Source organism: Vreelandella sedimenti (genome assembly GCF_013416325.1).
Lineage (GTDB): Bacteria > Pseudomonadota > Gammaproteobacteria > Pseudomonadales > Halomonadaceae > Vreelandella > Vreelandella sedimenti.
The window spans coordinates 23,030-47,508 of sequence record NZ_JACCGK010000005.1; the positions used below are offsets into that span (position 1 = coordinate 23,030).

A 24,479-nucleotide genomic window follows, 5' to 3' on the forward strand; every position below is an offset into this window, starting at 1 on the left:
AGCCATTTTCTCTTTTTGCCGGGCCTTGCGCCCGGCAACTTGCATTCATGCGTCACGTTTTTGTTGCAGTGGTCATAACGCTGCCATCCTCTACGCAATTGGGTAAGATGATTGTTTATCTATGTCGATGGCGGTCTTTCATGCATCTTTTCATGCAACTCAATCAGTTATCATGCAGCCCAACCCGTTAGCCTCACAGGCAGCGCTACCTCGTCGGCGGGTGGCCTTTCTGCTGCTGCCAGGTTTTTCGTTATTGACCCACGCCAGCGCACTGGAACCGCTACAAATGGCTAACCAGCTGAGTGGGCAGATGCTTTACCACACCGTCACATTAAGTCTCAATGACGAGCCCGTTCGCAGCGGTGCTCAGCTTTCGCTCATTGCTCAGCACGCATTAAGTACCGCATTAGGCCCGCTTGACCTGCTGTTGATATGCGCACCGACGCCGCTGCCCTATACGTTACCCGCAAAGTTGAATGAGTGGCTACGTGGGCACCAGGGGCGCGGTGTGGCACTGGGTGGGTTGGCAGGGGGCACGGAAGTGTTGGCGCGCTGTGGGCTGCTTGAAGGCTATCGTGCGACGCTGCCCTGGCAGCGTTTTGAGGCTTTTTCTCAGGCCTATCCGCAAGTGACACTTTCTCAACAGCTGTTTGAGATTGATCGCGACAGGCTGACCTGCGCGGGGGGAACCGCGGCCATGGATTTGATGCTCACGCTGATTGGTCAGCATCACGGTGCCCGCTTGGCGGAGCAGGTGTCTGAGCAGTTTGTCTGTGACCGCATTCGCTTGGCAGATGAGCGCCAGCATGTGCCGCTGCGTAGCCGCCTGGGGCATGCGCCGCAAAGCCTGGTGGAGGCTGTTACGCTTATGGAAGCCAATATTGAGGAGCCGCTCTCGACCCTGGAACTGGCCGAACATCTGGGGATCTCTCGGCGTCAGTTGGAGCGGCTATTTAAGAAGTATCTGCAGGCGGTGCCTAGTCGCTACTACCTGGATTTACGCTTACAAGAGGCGCGCAAACAGTTGCGCGATAGTGACCGGCCGGTAGGCGATATTGCGTTTGCCACGGGATTTTCCTCAGGCGCGCACTTTTCTACCGCCTACCGTCACCATTTCGGCATGACGCCGAGAGAAGAGCGCCTGGGTTAGAAGGATAAGATTAGAGGGCTCAGGTTAATGTATCCACAATTCCACCTTCCACACGCAGTGCCGCCCCGGTGGTTGCACTGGCTTGGGGAGAAGCGGCGTAGACGCTCATACTCGCGACTTCTTCGGGTGTTGCTAGGCGCTGGATAATTGAAGAGGGGCGGTTCTCTTTAACAAAGCGTTCTTCCATCTCTTGCTGAGAAATGCCCTCTTTTTCCGCCATTTCCCCGATCATCTTGAGCACGCCTTCTGAACGGGTCGGCCCAGGTAGAATGGCATTCACGGTGACCTGGGTGCCGCTGAGCACTTTGGCCAGCCCGCGAGAGAAGGAGAGCAGCGCCGATTTGGTCATGCCGTAATGCACCATTTCACCAGGGATGTTGATCCCTGACTCGCTGGAGATAAACTGTATACGGCCCCAGTCGCGCTCGCGCATGCCCTGGGCGTAGTGACGGGAAAGCCTCACCGCGCTCATGATATTAATATCGAAAAATTGCTGCCACGTAGCGTCATCTACATCGAAAAAGTCCTGCGGGCCGAAAATGCCTACGTTATTGATCAGGATATCCGCGCTGGGCTGCTGTTTAATAAGCGTTTGGCAACCTTCAGCGGTGCCGAGATCAGCCGCCACGACTTCTACCTTGGCATTGGGAGTGTCTTTTTTAAGTGCGGTGATGGCGCCATCAACACGTGCTTGGGTACGCCCTGTTATGACCACGTCAGCGCCTGCCTTGGCGAGCCCTTGAGCAATTGCAAAACCGATGCCCGCTGTAGAACCCGTGATAATGGCGTGTTTGCCGCTTAGATCAATCTGCATACGCTGGTCTCCTCTCGTCCTGAGTGTCGGTGCTTCACTATACAGATCTATGAAATACAGGAGTACGCAACACATGACTCCATAGCTTGCTAATAAGTATGGAGCTCTTTTAGGGTTCTTCAAGGCAGTACCTAACTTCATTAGGCGCCGCTATTCATAATTTGCCGTCCCATTGCTGAAAGCGGTTACCCTTATTGCCCGCTTATACTGTTTTCATTCCTTTCCTCCACTGGAGATAGCGACCCATGAGCCATACCCCAAGCCGTCAAGATTACGACCACTACATGACGCCCAACTACTCACCACAGCAGGTCATTCCCGTGCGTGGTGAAGGTAGCCGCTTGTGGGATCAACAGGGCCGTGAATATATCGACTTTGCCGGGGGCATCGCGGTTAACTCCCTTGGTCATTGCCATCCAGTGCTGGTCAATGCGCTCAAAGAGCAGGGCGAGAAGCTGTGGCACCTTTCCAACGTATATACCAACGAGCCAGCGCTGAATTTGGCCAAGACGCTGGTCGAGCGCACCTTCGCCGATAAGGTGTTCTTATGCTCCTCCGGCGGTGAAGCCAACGAAGCTGCGCTTAAGCTGGCACGCCGCTGGGCGGTGGATAATCACGGTGAGCAGAAAGATAAAATCATCTCGTTCTACCTATCTTTTCATGGCCGCACCTTCTTCACCGTCAGCGTGGGTGGCCAGCCCAAGTACTCCCAGGGTTTTGGCCCGGTGCCGGGCGGAATTCTGCACGCTAATTACAATGACCTGGATAGCGTTCGCAAGCTGGTGGGCGACGACACCTGCGCGATTATGGTTGAACCCATGCAGGGCGAGGGAGGTATCGTGCCCGGCACCCAAGAATTCCTCCAAGGGTTGCGCGATCTCTGCGACGAGCACAATGCGCTGCTGATTTTTGATGAGGTGCAAACCGGCGTTGGTCGTAGCGGCGAACTCTACGCTTATAAGAACTACGGCATTACGCCGGATATTCTTACCAGTGCCAAATCCTTGGGCGGCGGTTTCCCCATTGGCGCCATGTTGGCAATCGACTCGGTGGCTAAATCGCTGGTTGTTGGCACCCACGGTTCTACTTACGGCGGCAATGCGCTGGCATCTGCCGTTGCTCTGGCGGCGGTAGAGCTTATCGATACGCCCGAGGTGCTCGAAGGCGTTAAACATCGCCACGATCTGTTCCGCGAGCATTTAGAAACCATCAACCGCAAGCATGGCGTGTTTAAAGAGATTCGCGGTATGGGCTTATTAATAGGTGCCCAGATGTCGGATGCCTATGAAGGGCGTGCCAAAGACATACTGCCGCTGGCGATTGAAGAGGGCTTGATGGCGCTGATTGCCGGGCCGAACGTGCTGCGCATGGCGCCTTCTCTGGTCATTCCTGAAGCGGATATCGCCGAGGGCATGACCCGCTTAGAGCGCGCGATTGAGCGATTAGTTGCGGCAGCATGAGTGAACAACAGGCTGCGTCAATCGTGTTAACTGAAGGGGAGGCATCGAGGATGCTGGTAGTCCGACCCGTTAAAGCGTCTGATCTCGAGGCGCTTGAGCAATTAGCCGAGCATGCAGTGCCTAAGCTTACTAACTTGCCTGCTAACCGTGAGCGGCTTCAGGAGCGCATTGCGCGCTCTCAAGACGCCTTTAACGGCGACGTCGAGTTTCCAGAAAACGAGCACTATACGTTTGTGCTGGCTGACGACTCACGCGAGGAAGTGCTCGGTACAGCCACCATACGTGCCCAGGCGGGTGCCAATGAGGCTTACTACACCTACCGTCAGGAAACGCTGATTCACGCCTCCCAGCAGTTGAACGTACGTCGCGAAGTGCAGACGCTAGCGCTCTCCCATGAAGTTTCGGACGCTACCCTGCTGTGCGCCTTTTCACTTAACCCGCGTTATAAAGGCACCAGCGCGGAGAGCCTGCTGCGCCGGGCGCGGCTGATGTTTATCGCCCAGTACCCCGAGCGCTTTTCGCGCATTCTGGCGGTGGCGTTTCCCGGCTACCTGGATACGCGCAGTGAATCGCCGTTCTGGGAGAGCGTGGGGCGGCACTTTTTCGCCCGCAGTTTCCAGGATATTAACCACATTGCCGGGGTGCGCTCGAAAAGCTTTATCGCCGAAGTAATGCCCCAGTTTCCCCTTTATTTGCCGCTGCTAACGCCCCAGGCGCGGGCGGCGATAGGTCGTGAGCACCCTGCTCATGAAGAGGCGTTGGAGGAGATGCTGGCGGAGGGCTTCGTGCGTTCGCGCCATGTGGATATTTTTGACGCCGGGCCGATTGTCAAAGCCGAGCGCGAGCGGTTGGAAACCTTCCGCAGTGCCGCCTGGCACCCGGTACGGATACGCCCTGAGCATGCATTGCCGGATGCCGAGCCCGCGCTGGTTGCCAATCAGAAACTGGGCGAGTTTCGCTGCATCGTCGCCCGTTACGCGCTGTCACCCACGGGTCAGTTGATGCTCTCAGCGGAGCATGCCGAACGGCTGGGCGTCACGGAAGGACGAGCGGTGCTTGCTGCGCCGCTGACGCTACCCACCGTGGTAGACGCGCTCGATGAAGGAGAAATGTAATGCGCATTCGACCCATTGCCCGTGATGATCTGGATGGGCTTCAGGCGCTTGCGCAGCAGGCGGGTGTTGGTTTTACCTCGCTGCCGGATAATCGCGAGTTTCTAGCCGGTAAGATTGAAGCGGCTGCCAGTGCCTTTGAAGAGCGCACCCCGGTGGATGACCGGCTTTACTTCTTTGTGCTAGAGGATGAAGTAAGCGGCGAGTTGGCGGGCTGTTGCGCCATTGAGGGACAAGTCGGGCGCGAAGTGCCGTTCTACAACTATCGGCTGGGCACTTTGGCCCACTCCTCGGTTCAGCTTGATTTGCACCGTACCATCGATACGCTGTTTTTAAGCTCTGACCACACCGGTGATGCTGAGGTGTGCTCGCTGTTTCTGCGCCCCGAGTATCGCGGTGAAGCCAATCGCCACTTGCGCAACGGCGCGCTGCTCTCCAAGGCGCGCTGGCTGTTTATTGCCCAGTTTCGCGACCGTTTCCCCGACAAAGTATTAGCGGAAATGCGTGGCGTGTTTGATGAGAACAACACCAGCCCTTTCTGGGAGAGCCTGGGCAAACACTTCTTCCCTATGGATTTCAGCGAAGCTGACCGCTTAACCGGCCTGGGGCAGAAGAGCTTTATTGGCGAGCTGATGCCTAAGTTCCCCATTTACACCACCTTTATGGCCGAAGAGGCGCGGGCCTGTATTGGTCAGGTGCATCGCCACACTCGCCCGGCGCTGGAAATGCTTAAGAAAGAGGGGCTGCGCTGGGAAGGCTATATCGATATTTTCGACGGTGGCCCAACGGTGGAGGCGTACATTGATGACGTACGCGCCATCCGCAACTCACGGCTCTGCCAGGTGGAAGTTTCTGCCGCTGCCAGTGAAGAGAGTGTCAGCCGCTGGCTGGCCGCCACCACCCAGATGCTGAACTTTACCGCCAGTTGGGTAGGCCGCGCGCCTGCCGTTGACAACACCATCGTGCTTAGCGAGCAGGAAGCTAGCCGCTTAGGCGTCACCACCGGTGATCAACTTCGCCTGCTGGAAACCTGAGCACGGAAAACCTAGGTACCCAACCGTTTGGCTACGTCAAGGAGAGAACAATGCACGCCCAACAGCAGCAACTGATCAATGGCGCCTGGGTTGCAGGCGACGCAGAACCGTTGAGCAAGCACGACCCCGTTTCTGGCAAGTCGCTATGGCAAGCAGCGACGGCTAGCTCTGAACAGGTCACGGCCGCTGTGAAAGCCGCTCGCGGCGCCTTCCCCGGCTGGGCGCGCACACCTTTTGCCGAGCGACAGGCGCTAGTCGAGCGATTTGCCGAGGTGCTAAAAACACGTGGTGAAGACCTGGCCGTGGCGATTGCCTCTGAGACCGGCAAGCCGCTCTGGGAGGCGCGCACCGAAGCGGGAGCCATGGTGGGCAAGGTGGCGCTGTCGGTTAAAGCGTATAACGAGCGCACCGGTGAACGGGCAAAAGTGGTGGGTAGTGCAAACGCGGTGCTGCGCCATCGTCCTCATGGTGTAATGGCGGTGTTTGGCCCTTACAACTTCCCTGGCCATCTGCCCAACGGCCATATGGTGCCTGCGCTATTGGCGGGTAACTGTGTGGTCTTCAAGCCCAGCGACCAAACCCCGCTTACCGCGGATTTGACCCTGCAGTGCTGGCTAGAGGCCGGGCTTCCGGCAGGCGTCATTAACTTGGTGCAAGGTGGTGTGCCGGTAGGTCAGGCGCTGGCAGGTAACCCCCATATTGATGGCCTGCTGTTTACCGGTAGCGCCAAAGTGGGTGGCATGCTGCACCAGCAGTTTGCCGGACAGCTGGATAAAATCCTTGCGCTGGAACTAGGCGGCAATAACCCCCTGGTAGTGAAGGATGTCGACGACGAGCGCGCCGCGGTATTGACCATTATGCAGTCGGCGTATCTCTCTGGTGGGCAGCGCTGCACCTGCGCGCGGCGCTTGATGGTGCCGGAGGGTGCAGCCGGTGATCGCTTGATCGATGCGCTTTCAGAGGCGATCGCTAAGCTGCACGTGGCGGGCCAGTTCGAAGAAAATCCTGCGCCATTTTATGGCGGTTTGGTCAGCGTGGCGGCGGCGGACGGCCTGCTCAAGGCCCAAGAGGAGCTGGAGGCCATGGGCGGTACGGTGATCAATCGCATGCAGCGCCTGAAAGAGAACACCAGCCTGTTAAGTCCCGCGCTGATTGATGTGACCGGTCTTGACGTGCCGGACGAGGAGCACTTCGGCCCGCTGCTGAAAATCCACCGCTATCGCGATTGGGATGAAGCGCTAGAGCTTGCCAATAACACCCGCTACGGGCTCTCCGCCGGTTTAATTGGCGGCGATCGAGCCGATTGGGACGACTTCCTGCTGCGTATTCGCGCCGGAATCGTCAACTGGAACCGCCAAACCACCGGTGCCTCCGGCGATGCACCTTTTGGCGGCGTGGGGGACAGTGGCAACCACCGTCCCAGCGCTTTTTATGCGGCAGACTACTGCGCCTACCCGGTGGCCTCCATGGAAGCTGACAGCCTGGAGATGCCCGAGACCCTGCCGCCGGGAGTGAGCCTATGAGTGCCGCTGGCATCAGTAGCGTCAAGGAAGTTAATTTTGACGGCCTAGTCGGCCCAACCCATAACTACTCTGGGTTGGCCGTAGGCAATGTCGCGTCCATGAGTCACGGCGGTCTGGTCTCCAATCCCAAAGAGGGCGCGCTGCAGGGGCTGCTTAAGATGAAGTCGCTGATGGACGCGGGCTACGCTCAAGGCGTTCTGCCACCCCAACAGCGCCCCGATATTGGCGCACTGCGCGATTTAGGTTTTAGCGGTAGTAATGGTGAGGTGCTGGCTCGTGCTTCTAAAGAAGCGCCGCAACTGCTTCGGGCGGTGTGCTCGGCTTCGAGTATGTGGACGGCTAACGCGGGCACTATTACCCCCAGCATGGATGCACCCGATAGCCGGGTACACTTCACCCCAGCGAATCTTCAGTCCAGCTTTCACCGCTACCTGGAGCCGCAAACCACGGGACGCGTGCTGAAAGCGATCTTCCGCGACGAACAACACTTCTGCCACCACCCGGTGCTGCCCGCGACTCCAGCCTTTTCCGATGAAGGTGCAGCCAATCACACCCGTTTGTGTGGTGAGCACGGCGAACCCGGCATTCACCTGTTTGTATATGGCCGCCAGACGTTTGGTGACGTGCGTAGCGGCGAGCGCGAACCCCAGCGCTACCCCGCCCGGCAAACGCTGGAAGCCAGCCAGGCGGTAGCCCGCCAGCACGGGCTTACGGAAGCGCAAACGGTATTCGCCCAGCAGCACCCGGACGCCATCGACGCGGGTGTCTTCCATAATGACGTTATTGCAGTGGGCAACGGCCCCGTGCTGCTCTACCACGAAATGGCGTTTCTGGATGAAGAAGGTACGCTGGACGAACTTCGCGCCAAAATGGCCAGCCCGCTGATTCCCGTGCGCGTGCCCTTGGAAGCGGTAAGCATGGAGGATGCGGTAGCCTCGTATCTATTTAATTCTCAGTTGCTCTCCAACCCCGATGGCACCATGACGTTAGTAGTGCCCAGCGAATGCCAGGAGCGCGAGCCGGTATGGCGCACCATTCAAGACTATCTGCTGGCGGGCAATAACCCGATCAGTGAGGTAATCGTCAAAGACGTCAAGCAGAGCATGCGCAACGGTGGTGGCCCCGCTTGCTTGCGCTTGCGCGTGGTGCTAACGGAGGCCGAGCGTGCAGCGCTTTCTGGCCGCGTGCTGCTCTCCGATGCACTGTACACTGATCTGACCGCGTGGGTGGAGCGCCACTACCGCGATCGCCTCGCCCCGGACGATTTGGCCGATCCACAGCTGGCGGAAGAGTCACTTGCTGCACTGGATGAACTCACCCAGTTACTCAAGATCGGGTCTGTTTACCCGTTTCAGTTGGGGTAGGAGCCCCCATCAATTGGTTTGTATGGAAAAGCCATAGGCTAGCCGCCTTGAGGTCATGGCCCTTGCAGGGACATCCAAGGATGCTATTATTTGTGTTAACTATTCACACAGGGGATTGGCTATGCCCAGAACAACGAGCATTACTATCGGCGAACAACTAGACGATTTTGTGGGGAAATTGATTGCGTCTGGTCGCTACGGCTCAACCAGTGAGGTCGTGCGTTCAGCCTTGAGATTACTTGAGCGCCAGGAACATCAAACTGCCGCGTTGAGAAGTGCTGTTGAAGCCGGGGAGCTAAGCGGAGAAAGCGGTTTGTCCCTGTATGATATAGCCGCGCAGGTAAAACAGAAACACCATGTATAAGCTGTCTAACCTGGCGGCAGAAGATTTTGCATCTATTTACGAATATACCCTGCTTAACTTCGGCGTTTTTCAGGCTGATGCTTACACTGATAATCTTGAGGGCACCTTGCGCCTACTGTCTGGTTCGCCGCTAATGGGTTATGAGTGCCCAGAGATCTGCGATGGGGTACGTCGTCATGATCACCAACGACACGCCATTTTTTACCGGCAACGTGAGCAAGATATTTTTGTCATCAGGATACTCCATCAGCAGATGGAACCGCTGAAACATGTTTTTGAACTATGACGATGAGCGTAAAAGGCCTGATAGCATCTTAACGACCGAGTCCTGTCCTAAAGGCATCGTGCTCTCAGGAAGTCGCATTGCGACATACATGTTGACCTTAATGATAGGTGTGCTGTTTTCAATGCCGATCAGAACAAATGCAGGCGGTTTGACCGCATGTCCCTGACGCCGATGTCGTCACTGTCCCCGGCACATCGCACTTGGGGCTGTTAGTGAATGAAGAGAGCATTGAAATAGTGCGTCAGTGGCTTCAAGCGCGAAGCAGGACATCATCGATGTGTACTTTTGAAAATAGCTAAAGTTTGATGGATGATAATAAGAAGAGAGCACTCAGTTAGGGGCATATGAAGTATCAGTCTTAAGTTAACCACCGTTCTGGAGACCGGCGATTTGAGAAGGGTATTAATGAGCGCTTGCCTTTTGGGTAAAAAGGTTCGCTATGATGGTGGCGCCCTTTCCGTGGATGATCAGATCGTTGAGCGGTGGCGTTCTGAAGGCCGAATCGTTTCTGTTTGTCCTGAAGTTGAGGCAGGGATGAGTATTCCCAGGCCGCCCGCGGAGATTTTCCAAGGCAGTGGTAAGGGCGTTTTAAACGGTGAGGTCGATGTTATCGAAAACGATGGAGGCAAGGTGACCAATGAATTTTTAGCAGGTGCCTCTATCGCTTTGAACCTTTGCCGTAAATTCGATATCGATATCGCAGTGCTTGCTGAGTTCAGCCCCTCATGTGGCAGCTCCGCTATTTATGACGGCAGTTTCTCTGGTAAACAAATACCGGGTATGGGAGTGGCAGCCGCACTGCTCCGGGAACATGGTGTTCACGTGTTTAGTCAGTATGAAATAGCCAAAGCTAATACTGTACTTCTTGCTACAAGTTCGTGAAAGCAGCACTAGGATATCGAGATATGACGCCTATTATTCGGTCTACTAACGACAAGGCGTTCGCGGAAAAAATAATTCGCCAAAATATGTCTGCCTACTACGAACAGTTGGATATGCGCTGGAATACAGCCCTGTTTGATAAACAGTGGGATGAGTTAGACAGCTACGCGTTAGTCATAAATGCTTCACGAGTGGGGCTGCTATGCATAAACCACGATGAAGCCGCTTACTATATTCGAGAGTTACAAATTGATCAGAAGTGGCAGCGTCAAGGCTTAGGCACAACGGCCATTCGCTACACGGAGGAAATCGCCCAACAGTCGGGCATCCGCTTGCTTCGGCTGCGTGTGTTTTGTATCAACCCAGCAATAGCGCTATACGAACGTATGGGGTTTCGCATTTGTAAAACGGAAAATAATACTCACTACATGCAGCGGCGCCTTATTTAATAGTAAAAATAAGGCTGTTTAACGGCTACTGATGAGCCCCTTTATGGGGCGGCCTGCCATGATCGTAGTTCCCTTCGTTTAGGCGGCTCTATTAGGCGCTTGTTTGATTTTGCCAATATTGAGCAGGGTAATGCCGGCTCCAATTAATAGGGTGCCAAGCAGTAAGCCTTCGGGAGCGGTCTCTCCTTGCAACACTATGGCGACCGGAACGCCCACCACGGCGCCGACGGAACCCAATAGGCTCAGAAACACCGGACCGCCACTTTTCTGCAGCAGGAAGAGAAGTAAGAACTGGCCTGCGAAGATCATCGCCTGGAGTGCAATCAGCAAGAACGGCAGGGAGCGTTCTGTCGGAACGTTCAGTGAGAAGCCCGGCAGAAACCCCACGCTGAGTAGAATGATGGCCGCGGCGATAAGCATCCCCGGCGCCAGCGCATCGCTGGATACGCCTTCTGGCCAGCGCAAGGTTCTATAAAGATTGCCGATGGCCAGCAGCACGGGCCCGATCAAAGCGAGGAGAATCCAGAGATAATCGGCATCCGGCGCGGAAAGCTTATGAAAGGCCAGGGCGACGGCCCCTGCCAGGGCTGATATTACTCCCGCCGCTCGCAACACCTGAAACCGCTCCATTTTTAACGCTAGTGCGCCGCCGTAGGTGAGTAGCGGCGGCAGGGTGATGATTAATGCTACGAATCCAGCACCCACATGGGGAACGGCTGAGAAAAAGAGTAGGTTGGCACCTGCCACGCCCAGCAGCCCTGAAATAGCGTAATACTCAACGGTGCGACCGTTTACTGGGGGTAGATTGTGGCGGAAGGCCGCAAGCATCAGCAGAATAAGCGCCGCCCCTGAAATCGACCAGAACAGAAAAGCGAGCGCTGGCAGCTGAATGTCACCGGCAAGTTTTGCCAAATTAGTCGATAGACCCAGCAAGGCACCACCGGATAGCAGATACACCAGAGGGGTAAGCCAAGCTCTTTTGCGTGAGTGTGTGCAGGTAGTGCTTGATGATGTCATTAGCGATGTTCTCATTCATACCGTTTTTGAAAGTATCTTGATATCAAGGTATGTGCAATTAATCTTGACGTCAAGCTAATTAAGCGCAAAATACGCTTATGGATCATGTAGACAACATTCTTAAACAGTGGCGGCAGGAGCGGCCTGACCTCGATGTAGCTCCGATGGGCACCCTCGGGCGAGTCAAGCGTCTAAACCACGCCTTAATGCGCGCGATGGAGAAGATCTGGGCGAAATACGGTCTGACTGACGCGAGCTTTGACGTTCTGGCAACTCTTCGCCGTGAGGGGGCGCCCTACGCGCTATCGCCGGGGGATTTGATGACATCCACCATGGTGACTTCAGGCACCATGACTCACCGCATCAATCAACTGGAAAAGGCGGGTTTGATCGAGCGTGTCAAAAACCCTGACGATGGTCGTGGTTTTCTCATCTCTCTTTCTCAACGTGGATTCGAGTTAATCGATGAAGCCGTTGCTGCCCATGTGGAAACCCAGGCGCAGCTGGTAAGCGGCCTGACTGAAGAGCAACGAGCGCAACTCGATGATCTGCTTAAGCAGTTCTTAGCGGGATTTGAGCAGGAGTGATATGTGTCATAGCAGCAACTTAGTCACTATTGAAAAGAGTCACGCCTAGACTTTGTACCATCTCGCTTAAACGCTTGAAGACGTTGGCATGGTTGATACGCAGCGCTCGGCTGGCGCCGGATAGCGACCCCGCCTCTACAATTGCTAGATCGTCCCAGCTTATTTGCTGTTCATTCATGCAAACTGAGTTGTCATTTTTCGCGAATGTTTGAGCGTATTTGAACAGGTTAGTCTGTCGTTGAACCAATCAATAGGGGAAGCGCAGAATGAATGTGTTGATCGTCTTGGCTCATCCTGAACGCAAGTCGTTTAATGGCGGCCTAGTGGATGGGGCGGTAGAGCAGCTGGTGGGCGAGGGGCATACAGTGGAAGTGGATGATCTCTATGCTGAGCAGTTTGATCCGGTGGAGCGCCCTGAGCAATATCCGCATAGCGCCGTGGCGTCGGATTACTTCTATCCCCTCAATGAGCAGCGGGCTCACTACGAGAAAAACACATTACCGCAGGATGTCCAGCGGGAGTTGGCGCGGTTGGAGTGGGCTGACTTGGTGATCTTTCAGTTTCCCTTATGGTGGCACGCCCAGCCTGCCATTTTGAAAGGCTGGTTTGATCGGGTGCTGGTGTATGGCGGGCGCTATACAAGCCGCATGCGTTACGACCGGGGCTACTATCGCGGTAGCACGGCGATGCTATCAGTCACCACGGGTTCTCCGGAGAAAGCATTTCAGCCTTTTGGCCGAGCTGGCAATATGGTGCACTGGCTGTGGCCCATACACGCATCGTTGTACTACGTTGGCTTTGACGTGCTGGCGCCTCAGGTGAGCTATGGCATTCAGGGCGGTGGTATTCGTTACCAAGAGGAAGCTGACATCATTGGTCACCTAGAGGCCTGCAAAGCGGCCTGGGTAGCTCGTCTGAGAAACTTGGACAGCGAACTGCCCATCCCCTTTACAGGATGGGATGACTGGGACGATGACGGCGTTTTACGCCAAACAAACCCGCTGAGATGGCGGCTAGGCTGAGCTCGTGTAGACTCTTACTGTCTATAAAACAGATCAGCAAAAGGCCCAATCAGCGCCATGACCACCTCGAACCACCGTTTTTCCGATGCTGAGCGCCGTGGGCTCTACCGCGCCATACACGAGCGGCGCGATGTGCGCTCGCAATTTCTGCCCGACAGGATACCTTCTGATGTACTGGCCCGCCTTTTGGAGGCAGCGCATCATGCGCCTTCAGTGGGATTTATGCAGCCCTGGGATTTCATCGTGATTGAAAGTCGTAGCGTCAGGGAAACGGTTCTGGCGATGTTCGAGCAGGAGAATCAGAAAGCCGCCGAACGTTTTGATGGCGAGCGTCAAGCGCATTATCGCAGTCTTAAGCTGCAAGGTATTATGGAGAGCCCGCTTAATCTCTGTATTACCTGCGACCGCAGCCGGGGCGGCCCTCACGTGCTGGGGCGCAATAGTATGGTGGATACCGATCTTTTCAGCACTTGTCTCGCTGTACAGAATCTCTGGTTGGCTGCGCGGGCAGAAGGTATTGGTGTTGGTTGGGTGAGTATTCTCGACCAAGAGAAGCTAAGCGTGGCATTGAACCTGCCTGAACACGTTTATCCCTTGGCGTATCTCTGCCTTGGCTATGTGAGCGAGTTTTTAACTCAGCCGGAGCTTGAAGCCAAAGGCTGGCGCTCTCGCTTACCATTAAGTGAGCTAGTGCATGGCGATAAGTGGGGGCAGCCGCTTGCAGCACCCTGGCTTGACGCGCTATAGCGCTACACCTTATTTGCCGCTAATGTATTCGCTTGTGCTAAATAAGGTCTGGAGCGAACCATGTGGGGCGATATAACCATTAAACGACTCAGCGCTGACGATCCAAATGTTGCGTTAGTTGCGGACTGGACATTTGAAGCCTGGGGTCATTTGCACCCAGGTCTCACCCAAGAAAAAGCTATTGAACGTTTAAAAGCCGAATGTGGCCAGGGCAGTGTGCCTTCCATCTTTGTGGCCATGCAAGCCGAAACCCCTGTGGGAACCGCCAGCCTAATTGCCGATGATATGAGCATTCGTCGCGAATTTACCCCCTGGCTTGCCTCCGTATTTGTCGTGCCCGAATGGCGGGGGCAGGGTATTGCTTCTGGGTTGGTGAAACGGGTAGAGGAGGAAGCAATAGAGAGTGGCATACGGCACTTCTATCTCTATACCCCCGACCAGCAGGCACTCTATCGGCGCTTGGGTTGGCAAGATGTAGAAAGCCTTGAGTACCGGGGTGAAACCGTCACGGTGATGTCGCGGCAGTTGGGGCTTTAAGGGGCGCTTATGATCAGTGGCCGCGCATTATTCTATTTCGATACTGTGGCCCGGTGTCGTTCGCTGCGCCAAGCAGCCTCCCAACTGCATATTGCCCCCACGGCGATTAGCCGCCAGATCGATTTACTGGAACATCAGCTTGGCGCACCGCTCATCGAGCGCGGCCCCAACGGCATTAGCCTAACGGCGGCGGGGGAGTTGTTAGCTGCCCAGGCGCAGCGCACTCTCCGAGACCTAGAGCGGGTTCAGGAACACATTGCCGATTTGAAGGGCTTGCGAACTGGGCGGGTCAGTTTGCAGGTGGCGGAAGGCGTTGTGGCTGGCTTGCTAGCACCTGCGTTAGCCAAGATGGGGCAGCGCTATCCCCATTTGAGTTTTGATATCGGAATTGTCAGCGCTAGCCAAATGGTGGAGGCGCTGCGCCGAGGTGATGCCGATATTGGCTTGTCCTTCTTTATGCCCCGCCATGATGACATTGTGCCCTTTGCTAGCGCCGAGTTACGCCACCATGCAGTGATGGCTCCAGGCCATCCATTGACCGCAGCTTCTGAGGTAAGTCTTCACTCCCTGGCAGCGCACCGGCTGATCCTGCCTGATGAATCTTATGGCGTGCGCCAAGCGCTGGAGCGCGCCGCTCATCAGGACGGGATAGTTCTGGCCCCCACCTTTAGAACTGCTTCACTGGAAACTCAAAAAGCACTCGCCCTTAACGGTGCAGGCGTTCTGGTATTGCCACCGATGGCGGTAGCTCGTGAGTGCCAATTAGGTCAACTCGTTAGCATGCCCTTGGCTTCTTCAGAGCTTGAAGCAGCGCGGGTGGATCTCTGTGTTTATCGTCATCGCCAGCGTAGCTTTGCCACCGAGGCGTGCCTTTCGCTGCTGGCAAATGCCCTACAAACACTGCAATCTCCTTCATCTTGAAAGATATTGAAAGAAGATCCTGAAAGAATAGAGTGCACACAAAAAGTGGACACGCTGCGGCCAAGATTGAAATAGCAGAAGACACGGTGTGGGTTCATGCTGAGCTTGTTGATAACGTCAGCCTGATAACAACAGCAAAAGGTAATGTGATGCCTGAACTACACCAACTCACCGCCACTCAATTAATTGATGGCTACCGAGCTTATAGGTTCTCGCCAACTGAAGTAGCCAGCGCCCTGGTTGAGCATATCGACGCCTGGGAGCCGCACATCAATGCGCTGTATGCCTATCAGCCTGATGCGTTCATTAAAGCAGCCGAAGCCTCCACCCAGCGCTGGGCTAAGGGGCAACCTAGCGGCGCGCTGGATGGCGTGCCAATCACCCTTAAAGAGTTGATTGCAACGAAAGGCATGCCGGTACCGGTAGGAACCGGGCTTGGCGAGCAGTCCGTTGCCATCGAAGACGCTCCCCCCGCTGCTCGCTTAGCGGAAGATAACGCTCTGCTGCTGGCGAAAACTACCTGCCCCGACTTTGGCATGCTCTCATCCGGACTCTCGTCGTTTCATGGTTTGACTCGCAATCCATGGGATTTAGCTTGTAATACCGGCGGTTCAAGCGCAGGCGCTGGCGCTGCCGCCGCTGCTGGGCTTGGGCCACTGCATGTGGGCACCGATATTGGTGGCTCGGTACGCCTCCCAGCGGCGTGGTGCGGCGTTGTCGGCTTTAAGCCCACTCTGGGCCGGGTACCGATAGACCCTTATTATGTAGGCCGCTGTGCCGGCCCGATGACCCGAAGCATAGAGGATGCCGCGTTAATGATGACGGCGCTTGCCCGTACAGATCGACGCGATGCGATGCGTCTGCCGCCGGAAACGATTGACTGGATGGATCTGGAGCTCGACGTTAAAGGTTTGCGAGTGGGTGTGATGATGGAGGCGGGCTGCGGGTTACCTTTGGATGATGAGATTCGCCACCACGTGGAACAGGCCGCAAAGCAGTTGGAAGCCGCTGGGGCAACGCTGGTGCCGATGGCGCCAGTGCTGACTCGAGAAATGTTAGATGGACTGGATCACTTTTGGCAGGCCCGTCAATGGGGCGAGCTGTTAAAGCTTTCGGCTAACGAGCGTGAGCAAGTGTTGCCTGCCATTTTAGCTTGGGCCGACGGTGGTGCACACTTAAGTGGCGTAGAAGCAGTGCACGGTTTTCAGCAAACCATGGCGATGCGACGCGCCACAGAAGCCGTATTTGATGAGATCGATGCGGTGATTTCACCCACCACACCCAATATTACCTTCCCAGCCGAGTGGCCATCGCCTACCAATGATCCGCGTCAGCCCTTTGAGCACATTGCTTACACCGTGCCGTGGAATATGGGTGAGCAGCCTGCGATCTCGCTTAATGCTGGGTTTAGCCGTTCCGCTAGTTCCGTCAATATGCCGATAGGTGTGCAGTTGGTTGGCCCGCGCTTTGGAGATCACTTTGTGCTGAAACTGGCAAGGCAGCTAGAAACGCGTTTGGCGTTGCCCACGCGCTGGCCGATGCTGCCAGTGATTAACTCTGCAGTTAAATAAGAGGAACACTCATGGAACGTTTATTGGTACTGCCTACCTCCCGGGCGGGCTGGGGGCTGTTAATTGCGTTTGTGCTGCTGGTGCTGGCGGGAACGTGGCCGGTGATTGGTTGGGTAAACAGAGCCACCTTAGTGATGGGCTTGCCTCTGTTAGTGGTGTGGAGCTACCTGGTGATTTTTGCCTGCGTAGTGGTGATGCTGATCGGAAATCGCATTGTGGAGCGAGACGACCATGAATAGCCCTTGGCCACTGTTGATAACCTTGACCTATGTCGCCATTGCCATGGTGATTGGCCTACGCGCCAGAGCAGGGCGTTCCATGAATAGCTTGGAGGAGTGGGGCGTGGCGGGCCGCAGCATGGGGCCGGTGACGCTTTACTTGCTTATTGCCGCTGGTAGTGTGAGTGCTTACACCTTTATGGGAGCGCCCGGATGGGCTTATTCCAAAGGGGTGGCGGTGTTTTATGTAGCTATTTACCTCTCGTACCTAGCGCTGGTCGCTTGGTATTTTGGCCCTAAAGTGTGGCAGTTCGGTGAGCAGTTTGGCCACGTAACTCAGGCAAGCGCCATTGCTGACCGCTACCAGAGCCCCGCGCTGGGCGCACTGGCGGCAATTGTCATGGCGATTGGCTCCATTGCTTATGCGGTGCTGCAGACCATAGGTTCGGCTTATATTCTGTTTGTGATGAGCGGCGGTTTGATTCCGATTTGGTTGGGGGTCGTGCTGGTACTGTCCTGCATTGCCGTCTATCTCTACGCCAGCGGTCAGCGGGCGATTGGTCGCACCAATGCCTTTCAAGGCGTGTTGATGCTGATCGTCGCCTGGGCGGTTGGTTTGTGGGCAGTGCATAGTGCAACCGGTGGCTTAAGTTTTGCTGGAGTATTCGAGCGCATTCAGGCCGAGCATAGTGAGTTTCTCACCCTGCCAGGGGCAGGTGGCGATATGAGCTTTAGTTTCTGGACGACCTCGATCATCGTTTCCATGTTCTCATTTATGCCGCCAGTGTGGACGCAGTGGATGAGCGCCTCCTCTGCACGTACTATTCGTCGCAGCGCGACGTGGCTGCCTACGTATTACGTGGTTATTCTGCCTATGGTCGTTGTAGGCTTTATCGGTATTTTCTCGCTACCTGAATTGTCCCGGGCCGATACCGTGGTACTTGAGTACGCCATGCAGCACTTGCCGGTGGTATTAGTAGGATTGCTCGGCGCGGGAACCCTGGCAGCCTCAATGTCTTCCAGCGAGCCGTTTATTCATTCGGTATCGCTGTCACTTAGTAAAGATGTTCTTCAGCCAGTGTTAAAACTTTCGGATGGCGTTACTGGAAAACTTGCGCGGCTGCTGATCCTGCCCATTATGTTCTTCGTGGTCGCGCCGCTCGCGATTGCCGAGCCCGGCAGTTTGGTAATGATTCTGCTAGTGGGGCTTGGGTTTGCCTCCCAGGTGCTGCCTGCCTTTATCGGCATGTTTTTCTGGCCGCGGGCTTCTCGCTTGGGCGTCATGGCGGGGATCGTGGTGGGCTTCCTGATTACCGTGGCGTTTACTACTCTTTGGCCACACCCAATGGGTATTCACGCGGGCTTCTGGGGGCTGATGCTCAATTTGCCGGTATTTGTCGCCGTCTCATTGATGACGCCTGCTACCCACGCTGAGGTGGTGGAGCGCTTCTTTCGTATTGCCGCACCACGAGGTTTTACCCAGCGGGGATGTAGAGCTACGGTGTGAGTGCTGACTTAATCTATTCATGGTTATCGACTACCTTTGTACTAAAGTGCTTTTTTGCATCAACAAAGGTAATTCGATGAGTCATGCATTGACTGGACATAACCGCCCTCAGCAGGTGATTGAGGCTACCCACCAGGCGAATAACGCCTTACCAACGGCCACCCGCCAAGCTAAGTACGCCAAAATGGCTGCGTCGCCCTACCGCTTTTATCGCGGCAGTAATCATCTGTACTGGAATGATGTATGGCACGATTGGCGTTTTGCCCTGTTTGGCGGCTGGCCGGAGACCCAAACCTGGTTGCAGGGCGACGCCCACGTCTATAACTTTGGCGCTTATGGTCACCACGATGACCAAGTGCGCTACGGCATGGATGACTTCGATGATGCGCTGATTGGCGACTACCAATATGACCTGTGGCGACTGGCTATCAGCGTCGTATTAGATGCTCGTGAAAATGCTGAGCTGGATCCAAAAGCGATTGATAAAGCGCTTAAAAAGTTAATAAAAGGCTATTACCAAACGCTGGTCGATCACGTTGATAGTAAGCCCGTGGACGCCGTGACCCTTGATAGTGCAAAGGGACTGCTTAAGCCTTTTATGAGTAAAGTCGCCGATAAGCAGAGCCGTGCGCGGATGCTCGAAAAGTGGACCACTCTAAATGAGCAGAAAGGCCGCCAGTTCGCCGAACGGCCTGGCAAGCTCGCTAACCTGCCTGCGGATGTAGCCAGCCAACTACACCGCTTAATTGAGCAGGAGTATCAGCAAACGCTGCAACACGCTATTAAAGAGAGCGATCCCCACCATTTTCGCGTCAAAGATACGGCACGGCGTTTGGATGCAGGCACCGGTTCGTTGGGTGTCGAACGCTATTACGTCTTGATTGAAGGCGGTGTCGAGCACGAGCACGATGACATCATCCTGGACGTTAAAGAGCAGGTACCTCCAGAAGCATTTCGATTAATGGATAAAAAACAGCAGCAGGCGTGGCGCAAGCTGTTTCCTAACGAAGCCATCCGTCATGCAGCTGCCTTCCACGCCATTGCTGAGCACCCAGATGCCTATCTCGGCTGGCTAACCATGAACGGAAAGGTGTTTTCGGTGCGTGAGCGCTCGCCGTTCAAGAAAGACTTTCCGACCCATAAACTTTCTGGCGGTAAGTCATATCGAAAACTGGCACAGCAGTGGGGAGAAATTCTCGCCCGTGAACACCTGCGCGGTGCCCAGGCGCTTAATCAGGGTGATTCAACACGCTTTGCCAAGGCCGTTTACCAGCGATTAAAAGGGCGTGAAGACCTCTTTGTTGAGGTGGTTACAACACTGGCGGTGGCTTACGCCGACTGCGCAGAGCAGGATTACGCTGTGTTTATCGATCACTTTCTGGCGGAGCCTGCTTAATTAACCAGCACCAGTGGTGATTATTGCGGCTGTTGCCTACCGAGCATAAATCCCTGCTCTTCAAGTGTCTCTTCCCATACGACACAGCGGTTACGGCCGCTGTGCTTGGCTTGATAAAGCGCTTCATCGGCAAGGCGTAGCAATTTCTTAGGGTCTTGGGTGTGATCAGGATATGTTGCGACACCGCAGGAAAGCGTGATTTTCCGAAGAGGAGAGCCTTGATGAACAAATGCCTGATGAGCAATGGATGTTAACAGCGCCTTCGCGCGCGTCTCGGCAGCGATTCTTGAGGTGGCAGGTAGCAAGGCAACAAATTCTTCGCCCCCAAAACGACAGATCACATCCAAATCTCTTAGGTGGTGCCGCAATAACAGGGCGATTTCGACCAGCACGGCATCTCCTGCGTCATGACCAAAATCATCGTTAATCTGTTTGAAGTGATCCACATCCAGCATTAGCACGGACAGTTGATTGTCATGCTGCTTAACTCGCTGGCAATGGTGCTCGAATGTCGTGTCGAAATGGCGTCGGTTGTGCAAGCCTGTTAACGGGTCTTTGCGTGATAACCCTTCGAGTTCTTGAACTAGCCGGTCGAGATCGGCGGTGCGCGCTGCCACCTGCTGCTCTAGGGTCTCATTGGCCATGGCAAGCTGTTGCTGTGTATGCCGGTAGTGCCATAGAAAAATAGCCGCGTTCGCTAAAGAAAAAGCCAGTATGCCGTAGCTCAAGGGCACACTGCGCCAGCCCACAAAGCCGTGGGCGACCGCCATATCGGCCAGTAGCAGCGGGGCAAAAAAAGTAAAACTCACGACCAGAAGTCGTTGTTCAAGAGTGAGTTTTTGAAAGCGCATGAGCGCAAGCGCCAGCATTACGGGGAGCGTTAAGGCCAGCATGACATCAAAAATGGGGAAGGTTAATGAAAGGCTCACCTCTCCCAATTGAACCAAACCAATCGCCAGCACCAGATACACCAAGTGGATAACCCACAGGTGAGTTATCCAGCGCTTAGCGGTGCCCTCCAGCCAGTAGCTGAGCAACAACCCTAGTGCCACCGGTAGGGTGTAGTAGCTGGCCGCTCGGAGTGTGTCCCAGGCCAATGGCCCATCGGCAATGAATTGACGGGCTGGGGTCTCCGCAAGCAGCATTAGCCCTGAAGCGTAGGCAAACAACGCAATAGACCCGAAACCGCGGCGTTCGGGGCCTATTAATGCGAAAATGGTGGCCAGGATAGCGAGTAACAATACCAAAGCACTCACACCGAGATCCTGAGCAGATTCATGGATAATTTGCTTTAGAACCTCAATGCGCTCCATTATCTGGACTTGGCCCCATAAGCCAATACTGGTGTAGTAAGAGTAAAAGCGAAAGTTGAGCGTCTGACCGGCGGCATTTTCTGGTAGGTCGATCATGTGCCAGGGCCAGCCCGCAAAATCGCCTTTGCCCTGTTCGTCAAATTCACCATATTGATAGATCAGTTCATCGCCTAGATAAACTTGCCCAATCAAATTGATACTGGTGATAAAAAGCACGGGATCGTTCCAATCACCGGCGGGCACTGTCGTGCGTAACCAGAGGTGTTCGTGCCCGTTGCGGCCAGGTGGGTTTGAAGGAGAGTCAACCGACTGCCACTCTGTAGAGTCGCTTTGCAGCCATTGAGGACGCCTATCGGCATCGTAAGGAGAGTCGCCCCAGCGATACTCCCAGTTTTGCAGGGAGTGTGGCGGAGAAGCAGCCTGGAGGCCGCTTGGGGACATCAACAGCATGGCAAATGCCATCAATAGTAGAATGCCATAATGTATGGCGTACCCACGAAGCAGCATGGTGAACGTCCTGATTTCCAACAATATTGCATTCCACTGATAAAGGCATCAACTAACGACACAAGTAACGAGCGATGCTGCAGGATGCTCATACTCTGAGCAGTGGTTCCCAGTTTAGCTAAATATTGGCTTAGGTGATGCGTGTTTCTTCAACGTTTGGCCGTGGGTAGTAGAGAAATAAAATCGGAAGTAAAAAACCGAGCCTTCCTGGGCTCGGTCTATCGCATTTTTAGTCTGTGGTTTGATTACGCGGTTAGAGCCCGCTAGCGGCGCCGCCTACTATCCCACTGCGAAAATCACTGTCACCGTGATTACGGCTTTTAAGATGGTGTGCGACAGTATCTTCTGGTGAGCCGGCCATTTCGCGGAACATGCCCATTGAGCCAAGCAGAGCAGAGGACTCGTAGGGTACAAATACTCGCTCACCATTTTTCGCCATATTGGGTAGTACCTTGATATAGCTCTGGCCCAGCAGGTAGCCCACTACGGTGCGCTTATTCTCTTCACTATCGCCAATGGCACTAAGCACCAGTTTAATTGACTCCTGCTCACCCTGGGCACGCAGAATAGCCGACTCTTTATCACCTTGAGCGTTGAGAATTGAGGATTCACGCTGGCCCTGGGCCATGGCAATCGCCGCTGATTTTTCCCCCTCGGCTTCGGTGACGGTGGCGCGGCGCTTACGCTCGGCGGCCATTTGCAGGCGCATAGCAGTTTCCACCTCTTCCGGCATGGCTATATCCTGTACTTCGACACGGGAGATTTTGACCCCCCACTTGGACGCAGGCTCTTCCATCGCGGCCTGAATCTCATTATTCACTTCCGCACGGGATTCAAACAGTTTATCCAGTTCCATTTTGCCAACCACGGAGCGTAGCGTGGTTTTCGCTAGTACTTCGACGGCCTGGCTCATATTCTCTACCTCATAGACGGCCCGCTTGGGGTCGATGATTTGGTAGTAGAGCGCGCCATTGATACGAACGGTGACGTTATCGGTGGTGACGACCGGTTGACCGGGGAAATCCATCACCGTTTCGCGTCGGTCAATGCGGGTTTCGTCGGTGGTGATCGCGGTATAGTCCTCGCCCATTTTGCGATAACGCAACATAGTGATCGCGCGGGGTTGTTCGATAAATGGAATGATGATGTTAATGCCGCTTTCTAAAACACGGTGAAAAGAACCTAGGCGCTCAACCACCATCACTTCCGATTGGCGAATAATAATCAGACCTTTAGAGATGATCAGTACTGCGATCACGACAATAATGAGGCTTATTAATAAGCCGGGGCTTACAGGCAGATCCATGGTTAAGGCTCCTTGCGTTGGGAATTGTCATCTTGAGAGGCTGTATCGTCAGGCTGATGTAACGCGACTAGCGCAGTGGTGCCTTCAAATCGTTTAAATATGACCAGCGTACCGCTGGGTAGCTCGGTTTCACCGCTTTCAAGTACGCGCAGGCGGTAGAAGTCGCCGTTGACTTTAATGCCCGTGGCATCATCAAAATCCCGGCGTAGAGTAGTGTAGCGATTACCTTTTTCCACACCTGTACCTGTTGTGCCATAAGCAACGCCGCGGGGGGAGAAGCGCGGGCGAATGACCATAATGCATATTGGCAGCAGTAGCCCGGTAAAAATAGCCATGCTAAGCAGTTGCCAAGGAAGCGTTAATCCTAGCGCTGTAACGGCCGCTGTTAGCGCAGCGGCAATACCCAGCGCTAGCAGCACCATCGCGCCAGAAGTCAGCTCTGCCAAACTTAATAGTAAGGCGAGTACCAGCCAGCTATAAGCCGGGCTCCAGTCCATAGCAGTGTTGCTCCGTCGTGAATGCAAGTGTTAATGACAATTAGGTCAGCGTAACCTAATTATGTGAACTTATCTTGCTTAGGTCGCAAGCGTGTTTTTTGGTGCGAGCATATCCTCTGAAGGGTGCTATCCTGCCTGCCTTTAAAGATAGCGAGCAAAAGGAGAAGGGCGTGTCGGGCGTGGTCTATTGGCTGGATATGGCGGGTGTCATCGTGTTCGCGCTGTCGGGCGTGATTTTGGCGTGCCGGTCGCGCATGGATCCTATAGGTATGCTCGTGCTGGCCGCCGTGACCGGCATTGGTGGAGGCACGCTGCGTGATTTAGTGCTCGGTGTCAGGCCAGTGTTCTGGGTGACGGATCCAACCTACCTGTGGGTGATTTTAGCCACTGTGGGTGTGTCGTTGATGGGCTTTCACTATATCCACAGGCTGTCGCGAGGCTTTTTGCCGATTGCCGATGCGTTTGGGCTGGCGCTGTTCACGGTTATTGGTGCCCATAAAGCGCTTCTGTTGGGCACATCGGGTATGGTGGCGGTGTTGATGGGCATGATGACCGGCGTAGCAGGCGGCATGATACGTGATGTATTGGCCCAGCGAGTGCCCATGGTGCTTCGCGAAGAAGTTTATGCGACGGCAGCGATGGCTGGGGGAATCGTTTACGTGGCGCTGCATGCCCTGGAGGCGCCGCTGACCATGGCGATTGCCACCTCACTAAGCGTCACCCTAGGGTTGCGTTTGGCGGCGATCCATTGGCACTTGGCGCTGCCGGTGTTTGCCTGGGTCACGGTGCCACCGAAAACCCATGATGAGGCGGCTGCACCGCTCTCTACGCCGCAAAAGGCTAAAGAGCGGGTGAGGATGATTCGCCGTGAGCGCAAAAAACACTAAATTATTTT

26 protein-coding genes are annotated in these 24,479 nt (G+C 54.9%); 20 read left to right on the forward strand and 6 right to left on the reverse strand.

What is annotated here, in order from left to right:
• The first annotated feature begins 172 nt into the window (after nt 1-172).
• On the forward strand, nt 173-1,150 hold the full coding sequence (locus HZU72_RS06460; RefSeq protein ID WP_180091052.1) for a GlxA family transcriptional regulator: 978 nt from the start codon (nt 173-175) through the stop codon (nt 1,148-1,150).
• A gap of 19 nt (nt 1,151-1,169) precedes the next feature.
• On the opposite strand, the gene HZU72_RS06465 is transcribed toward HZU72_RS06460, so the two are convergent.
• Nucleotides 1,170-1,964 (reverse strand): SDR family NAD(P)-dependent oxidoreductase, encoded by a 795-nt coding sequence (locus tag HZU72_RS06465; protein WP_180091053.1) that lies wholly within the window; start codon nt 1,962-1,964, stop codon nt 1,170-1,172.
• Between the two features lie 245 nt (nt 1,965-2,209).
• Here HZU72_RS06465 and HZU72_RS06470 point away from each other — a divergent pair, with 245 nt between their 5' ends.
• The 9 genes from HZU72_RS06470 to HZU72_RS06510 all read left to right on the forward strand — a co-directional run bounded on the left by HZU72_RS06470 (nt 2,210) and on the right by HZU72_RS06510 (nt 10,438).
• Nucleotides 2,210-3,424 (forward strand): aspartate aminotransferase family protein, encoded by a 1,215-nt coding sequence (locus tag HZU72_RS06470; RefSeq protein ID WP_180091054.1) that lies wholly within the window; start codon nt 2,210-2,212, stop codon nt 3,422-3,424.
• 50 nt (nt 3,425-3,474) lie between these two features.
• Nucleotides 3,475-4,539, forward strand: coding sequence for an arginine N-succinyltransferase (locus tag HZU72_RS06475; protein WP_180091055.1), 1,065 nt, complete (start codon nt 3,475-3,477; stop codon nt 4,537-4,539).
• The gene (gene astA / locus HZU72_RS06480) at nt 4,539-5,570 is read left to right on the forward strand and encodes an arginine N-succinyltransferase (RefSeq protein ID WP_180091056.1); all 1,032 of its coding nucleotides are present in this window, start codon (nt 4,539-4,541) and stop codon (nt 5,568-5,570) included. Before HZU72_RS06475 ends, astA begins: the two co-directional genes overlap by 1 nt.
• 50 nt (nt 5,571-5,620) lie before the next feature.
• Nucleotides 5,621-7,093 carry a succinylglutamate-semialdehyde dehydrogenase gene (astD, locus tag HZU72_RS06485; RefSeq protein WP_180091057.1) on the forward strand — a complete coding sequence of 491 codons (1,473 nt, stop codon included), beginning with the start codon at nt 5,621-5,623 and terminating at the stop codon, nt 7,091-7,093.
• The gene (astB, locus tag HZU72_RS06490; protein ID WP_180091058.1) at nt 7,090-8,457 is read left to right on the forward strand and encodes an N-succinylarginine dihydrolase; all 1,368 of its coding nucleotides are present in this window, start codon (nt 7,090-7,092) and stop codon (nt 8,455-8,457) included. The genes astD and astB overlap by 4 nt, the downstream gene beginning before the upstream one ends.
• A gap of 121 nt (nt 8,458-8,578) precedes the next feature.
• Nucleotides 8,579-8,821: a type II toxin-antitoxin system ParD family antitoxin gene (locus HZU72_RS06495; RefSeq protein WP_180091059.1), complete on the forward strand. Its 243-nt coding sequence runs from the start codon at nt 8,579-8,581 to the stop codon at nt 8,819-8,821.
• The gene (locus HZU72_RS06500) at nt 8,814-9,107 is read left to right on the forward strand and encodes a type II toxin-antitoxin system RelE/ParE family toxin (RefSeq protein WP_180091060.1); all 294 of its coding nucleotides are present in this window, start codon (nt 8,814-8,816) and stop codon (nt 9,105-9,107) included. The genes HZU72_RS06495 and HZU72_RS06500 overlap by 8 nt, the downstream gene beginning before the upstream one ends.
• Nucleotides 9,108-9,482: 375 nt before the next feature.
• Entirely contained in the window at nt 9,483-9,989 is a 507-nt protein-coding gene (locus HZU72_RS06505) for a 2-thiouracil desulfurase family protein (RefSeq protein WP_208457994.1), read from the forward strand.
• Nucleotides 9,990-10,012: 23 nt separating this feature from the next.
• A complete protein-coding gene (locus tag HZU72_RS06510; protein ID WP_180091062.1) occupies nt 10,013-10,438 on the forward strand; it encodes a GNAT family N-acetyltransferase in 426 nt (141 codons plus the stop codon).
• A gap of 78 nt (nt 10,439-10,516) precedes the next feature.
• On the opposite strand, the gene HZU72_RS06515 is transcribed toward HZU72_RS06510, so the two are convergent.
• The gene (locus tag HZU72_RS06515) at nt 10,517-11,455 is read right to left on the reverse strand and encodes an EamA family transporter (RefSeq protein WP_180091063.1); all 939 of its coding nucleotides are present in this window, start codon (nt 11,453-11,455) and stop codon (nt 10,517-10,519) included.
• A gap of 98 nt (nt 11,456-11,553) precedes the next feature.
• Here HZU72_RS06515 and HZU72_RS06520 point away from each other — a divergent pair, with 98 nt between their 5' ends.
• Nucleotides 11,554-12,042, forward strand: a complete 489-nt coding sequence (locus HZU72_RS06520; RefSeq protein WP_180091064.1) for a MarR family winged helix-turn-helix transcriptional regulator — start codon at nt 11,554-11,556, stop codon at nt 12,040-12,042.
• Between the two features lie 19 nt (nt 12,043-12,061).
• On the opposite strand, the gene HZU72_RS06525 is transcribed toward HZU72_RS06520, so the two are convergent.
• The gene (locus HZU72_RS06525) at nt 12,062-12,220 is read right to left on the reverse strand and encodes a helix-turn-helix domain-containing protein (protein WP_180091065.1); all 159 of its coding nucleotides are present in this window, start codon (nt 12,218-12,220) and stop codon (nt 12,062-12,064) included.
• Nucleotides 12,221-12,308: 88 nt separating this feature from the next.
• On the opposite strand from HZU72_RS06525, the gene HZU72_RS06530 reads away from it, so the two are divergent.
• From HZU72_RS06530 to HZU72_RS06565, 8 genes are all read left to right on the forward strand, one after another.
• Nucleotides 12,309-13,064, forward strand: coding sequence for an NAD(P)H-dependent oxidoreductase (locus HZU72_RS06530; RefSeq protein ID WP_180091066.1), 756 nt, complete (start codon nt 12,309-12,311; stop codon nt 13,062-13,064).
• Between the two features lie 57 nt (nt 13,065-13,121).
• A complete protein-coding gene (gene bluB / locus HZU72_RS06535; RefSeq protein ID WP_180091067.1) occupies nt 13,122-13,811 on the forward strand; it encodes a 5,6-dimethylbenzimidazole synthase in 690 nt (229 codons plus the stop codon).
• 60 nt (nt 13,812-13,871) lie between these two features.
• A complete protein-coding gene (locus HZU72_RS06540) occupies nt 13,872-14,348 on the forward strand; it encodes a GNAT family N-acetyltransferase (RefSeq protein ID WP_180091068.1) in 477 nt (158 codons plus the stop codon).
• Between the two features lie 9 nt (nt 14,349-14,357).
• Nucleotides 14,358-15,269, forward strand: coding sequence for a LysR family transcriptional regulator (locus HZU72_RS06545; RefSeq protein WP_180091069.1), 912 nt, complete (start codon nt 14,358-14,360; stop codon nt 15,267-15,269).
• A 149-nt stretch (nt 15,270-15,418) separates the two neighbouring features.
• The gene (locus HZU72_RS06550; RefSeq protein ID WP_180091070.1) at nt 15,419-16,840 is read left to right on the forward strand and encodes an amidase; all 1,422 of its coding nucleotides are present in this window, start codon (nt 15,419-15,421) and stop codon (nt 16,838-16,840) included.
• Between the two features lie 11 nt (nt 16,841-16,851).
• Nucleotides 16,852-17,079, forward strand: a complete 228-nt coding sequence (locus tag HZU72_RS06555; RefSeq protein WP_180091071.1) for a hypothetical protein — start codon at nt 16,852-16,854, stop codon at nt 17,077-17,079.
• Nucleotides 17,072-18,565, forward strand: coding sequence for a sodium:solute symporter family protein (locus HZU72_RS06560; protein ID WP_180091072.1), 1,494 nt, complete (start codon nt 17,072-17,074; stop codon nt 18,563-18,565). The genes HZU72_RS06555 and HZU72_RS06560 overlap by 8 nt, the downstream gene beginning before the upstream one ends.
• A 76-nt stretch (nt 18,566-18,641) precedes the next feature.
• Nucleotides 18,642-19,961, forward strand: a complete 1,320-nt coding sequence (locus tag HZU72_RS06565; protein ID WP_180091073.1) for a DUF2252 domain-containing protein — start codon at nt 18,642-18,644, stop codon at nt 19,959-19,961.
• A gap of 20 nt (nt 19,962-19,981) precedes the next feature.
• Here HZU72_RS06565 and HZU72_RS06570 read toward each other — a convergent pair whose 3' ends face one another.
• The 3 genes from HZU72_RS06570 to HZU72_RS06580 form a co-directional block, all read right to left on the reverse strand.
• On the reverse strand, nt 19,982-21,781 hold the full coding sequence (locus HZU72_RS06570) for a GGDEF domain-containing protein (RefSeq protein WP_180091074.1): 1,800 nt from the start codon (nt 21,779-21,781) through the stop codon (nt 19,982-19,984).
• A gap of 253 nt (nt 21,782-22,034) precedes the next feature.
• The gene (locus HZU72_RS06575; protein WP_180091075.1) at nt 22,035-23,087 is read right to left on the reverse strand and encodes an SPFH domain-containing protein; all 1,053 of its coding nucleotides are present in this window, start codon (nt 23,085-23,087) and stop codon (nt 22,035-22,037) included.
• A 2-nt stretch (nt 23,088-23,089) separates the two neighbouring features.
• Nucleotides 23,090-23,584: an NfeD family protein gene (locus HZU72_RS06580; RefSeq protein ID WP_180091076.1), complete on the reverse strand. Its 495-nt coding sequence runs from the start codon at nt 23,582-23,584 to the stop codon at nt 23,090-23,092.
• Between the two features lie 170 nt (nt 23,585-23,754).
• Here HZU72_RS06580 and HZU72_RS06585 point away from each other — a divergent pair, with 170 nt between their 5' ends.
• Complete coding sequence (locus tag HZU72_RS06585) at nt 23,755-24,471, forward strand: trimeric intracellular cation channel family protein (RefSeq protein ID WP_180091077.1); 717 nt, start codon at nt 23,755-23,757, stop codon at nt 24,469-24,471.
• Nucleotides 24,472-24,479: the final 8 nt, after the last annotated feature.

Coding starts and splice junctions, on each gene's coding strand:
- HZU72_RS06460 (WP_180091052.1), top strand. CDS start 173: ATGCAGCCCAACCCGTTAGCCTCACAGGCAGCGCTACCTCGTCGGCGG.
- HZU72_RS06465 (WP_180091053.1), bottom strand. CDS start 1,964: ATGCAGATTGATCTAAGCGGCAAACACGCCATTATCACGGGTTCTACA.
- HZU72_RS06470 (WP_180091054.1), top strand. CDS start 2,210: ATGAGCCATACCCCAAGCCGTCAAGATTACGACCACTACATGACGCCC.
- HZU72_RS06475 (WP_180091055.1), top strand. CDS start 3,475: ATGCTGGTAGTCCGACCCGTTAAAGCGTCTGATCTCGAGGCGCTTGAG.
- astA (WP_180091056.1), top strand. CDS start 4,539: ATGCGCATTCGACCCATTGCCCGTGATGATCTGGATGGGCTTCAGGCG.
- astD (WP_180091057.1), top strand. CDS start 5,621: ATGCACGCCCAACAGCAGCAACTGATCAATGGCGCCTGGGTTGCAGGC.
- astB (WP_180091058.1), top strand. CDS start 7,090: ATGAGTGCCGCTGGCATCAGTAGCGTCAAGGAAGTTAATTTTGACGGC.
- HZU72_RS06495 (WP_180091059.1), top strand. CDS start 8,579: ATGCCCAGAACAACGAGCATTACTATCGGCGAACAACTAGACGATTTT.
- HZU72_RS06500 (WP_180091060.1), top strand. CDS start 8,814: ATGTATAAGCTGTCTAACCTGGCGGCAGAAGATTTTGCATCTATTTAC.
- HZU72_RS06510 (WP_180091062.1), top strand. CDS start 10,013: ATGACGCCTATTATTCGGTCTACTAACGACAAGGCGTTCGCGGAAAAA.
- HZU72_RS06515 (WP_180091063.1), bottom strand. CDS start 11,455: ATGACATCATCAAGCACTACCTGCACACACTCACGCAAAAGAGCTTGG.
- HZU72_RS06520 (WP_180091064.1), top strand. CDS start 11,554: ATGGATCATGTAGACAACATTCTTAAACAGTGGCGGCAGGAGCGGCCT.
- HZU72_RS06525 (WP_180091065.1), bottom strand. CDS start 12,220: ATGAATGAACAGCAAATAAGCTGGGACGATCTAGCAATTGTAGAGGCG.
- HZU72_RS06530 (WP_180091066.1), top strand. CDS start 12,309: ATGAATGTGTTGATCGTCTTGGCTCATCCTGAACGCAAGTCGTTTAAT.
- bluB (WP_180091067.1), top strand. CDS start 13,122: ATGACCACCTCGAACCACCGTTTTTCCGATGCTGAGCGCCGTGGGCTC.
- HZU72_RS06540 (WP_180091068.1), top strand. CDS start 13,872: ATGTGGGGCGATATAACCATTAAACGACTCAGCGCTGACGATCCAAAT.
- HZU72_RS06545 (WP_180091069.1), top strand. CDS start 14,358: ATGATCAGTGGCCGCGCATTATTCTATTTCGATACTGTGGCCCGGTGT.
- HZU72_RS06550 (WP_180091070.1), top strand. CDS start 15,419: ATGCCTGAACTACACCAACTCACCGCCACTCAATTAATTGATGGCTAC.
- HZU72_RS06555 (WP_180091071.1), top strand. CDS start 16,852: ATGGAACGTTTATTGGTACTGCCTACCTCCCGGGCGGGCTGGGGGCTG.
- HZU72_RS06560 (WP_180091072.1), top strand. CDS start 17,072: ATGAATAGCCCTTGGCCACTGTTGATAACCTTGACCTATGTCGCCATT.
- HZU72_RS06565 (WP_180091073.1), top strand. CDS start 18,642: ATGAGTCATGCATTGACTGGACATAACCGCCCTCAGCAGGTGATTGAG.
- HZU72_RS06570 (WP_180091074.1), bottom strand. CDS start 21,781: ATGCTGCTTCGTGGGTACGCCATACATTATGGCATTCTACTATTGATG.
- HZU72_RS06575 (WP_180091075.1), bottom strand. CDS start 23,087: ATGGATCTGCCTGTAAGCCCCGGCTTATTAATAAGCCTCATTATTGTC.
- HZU72_RS06580 (WP_180091076.1), bottom strand. CDS start 23,584: ATGGACTGGAGCCCGGCTTATAGCTGGCTGGTACTCGCCTTACTATTA.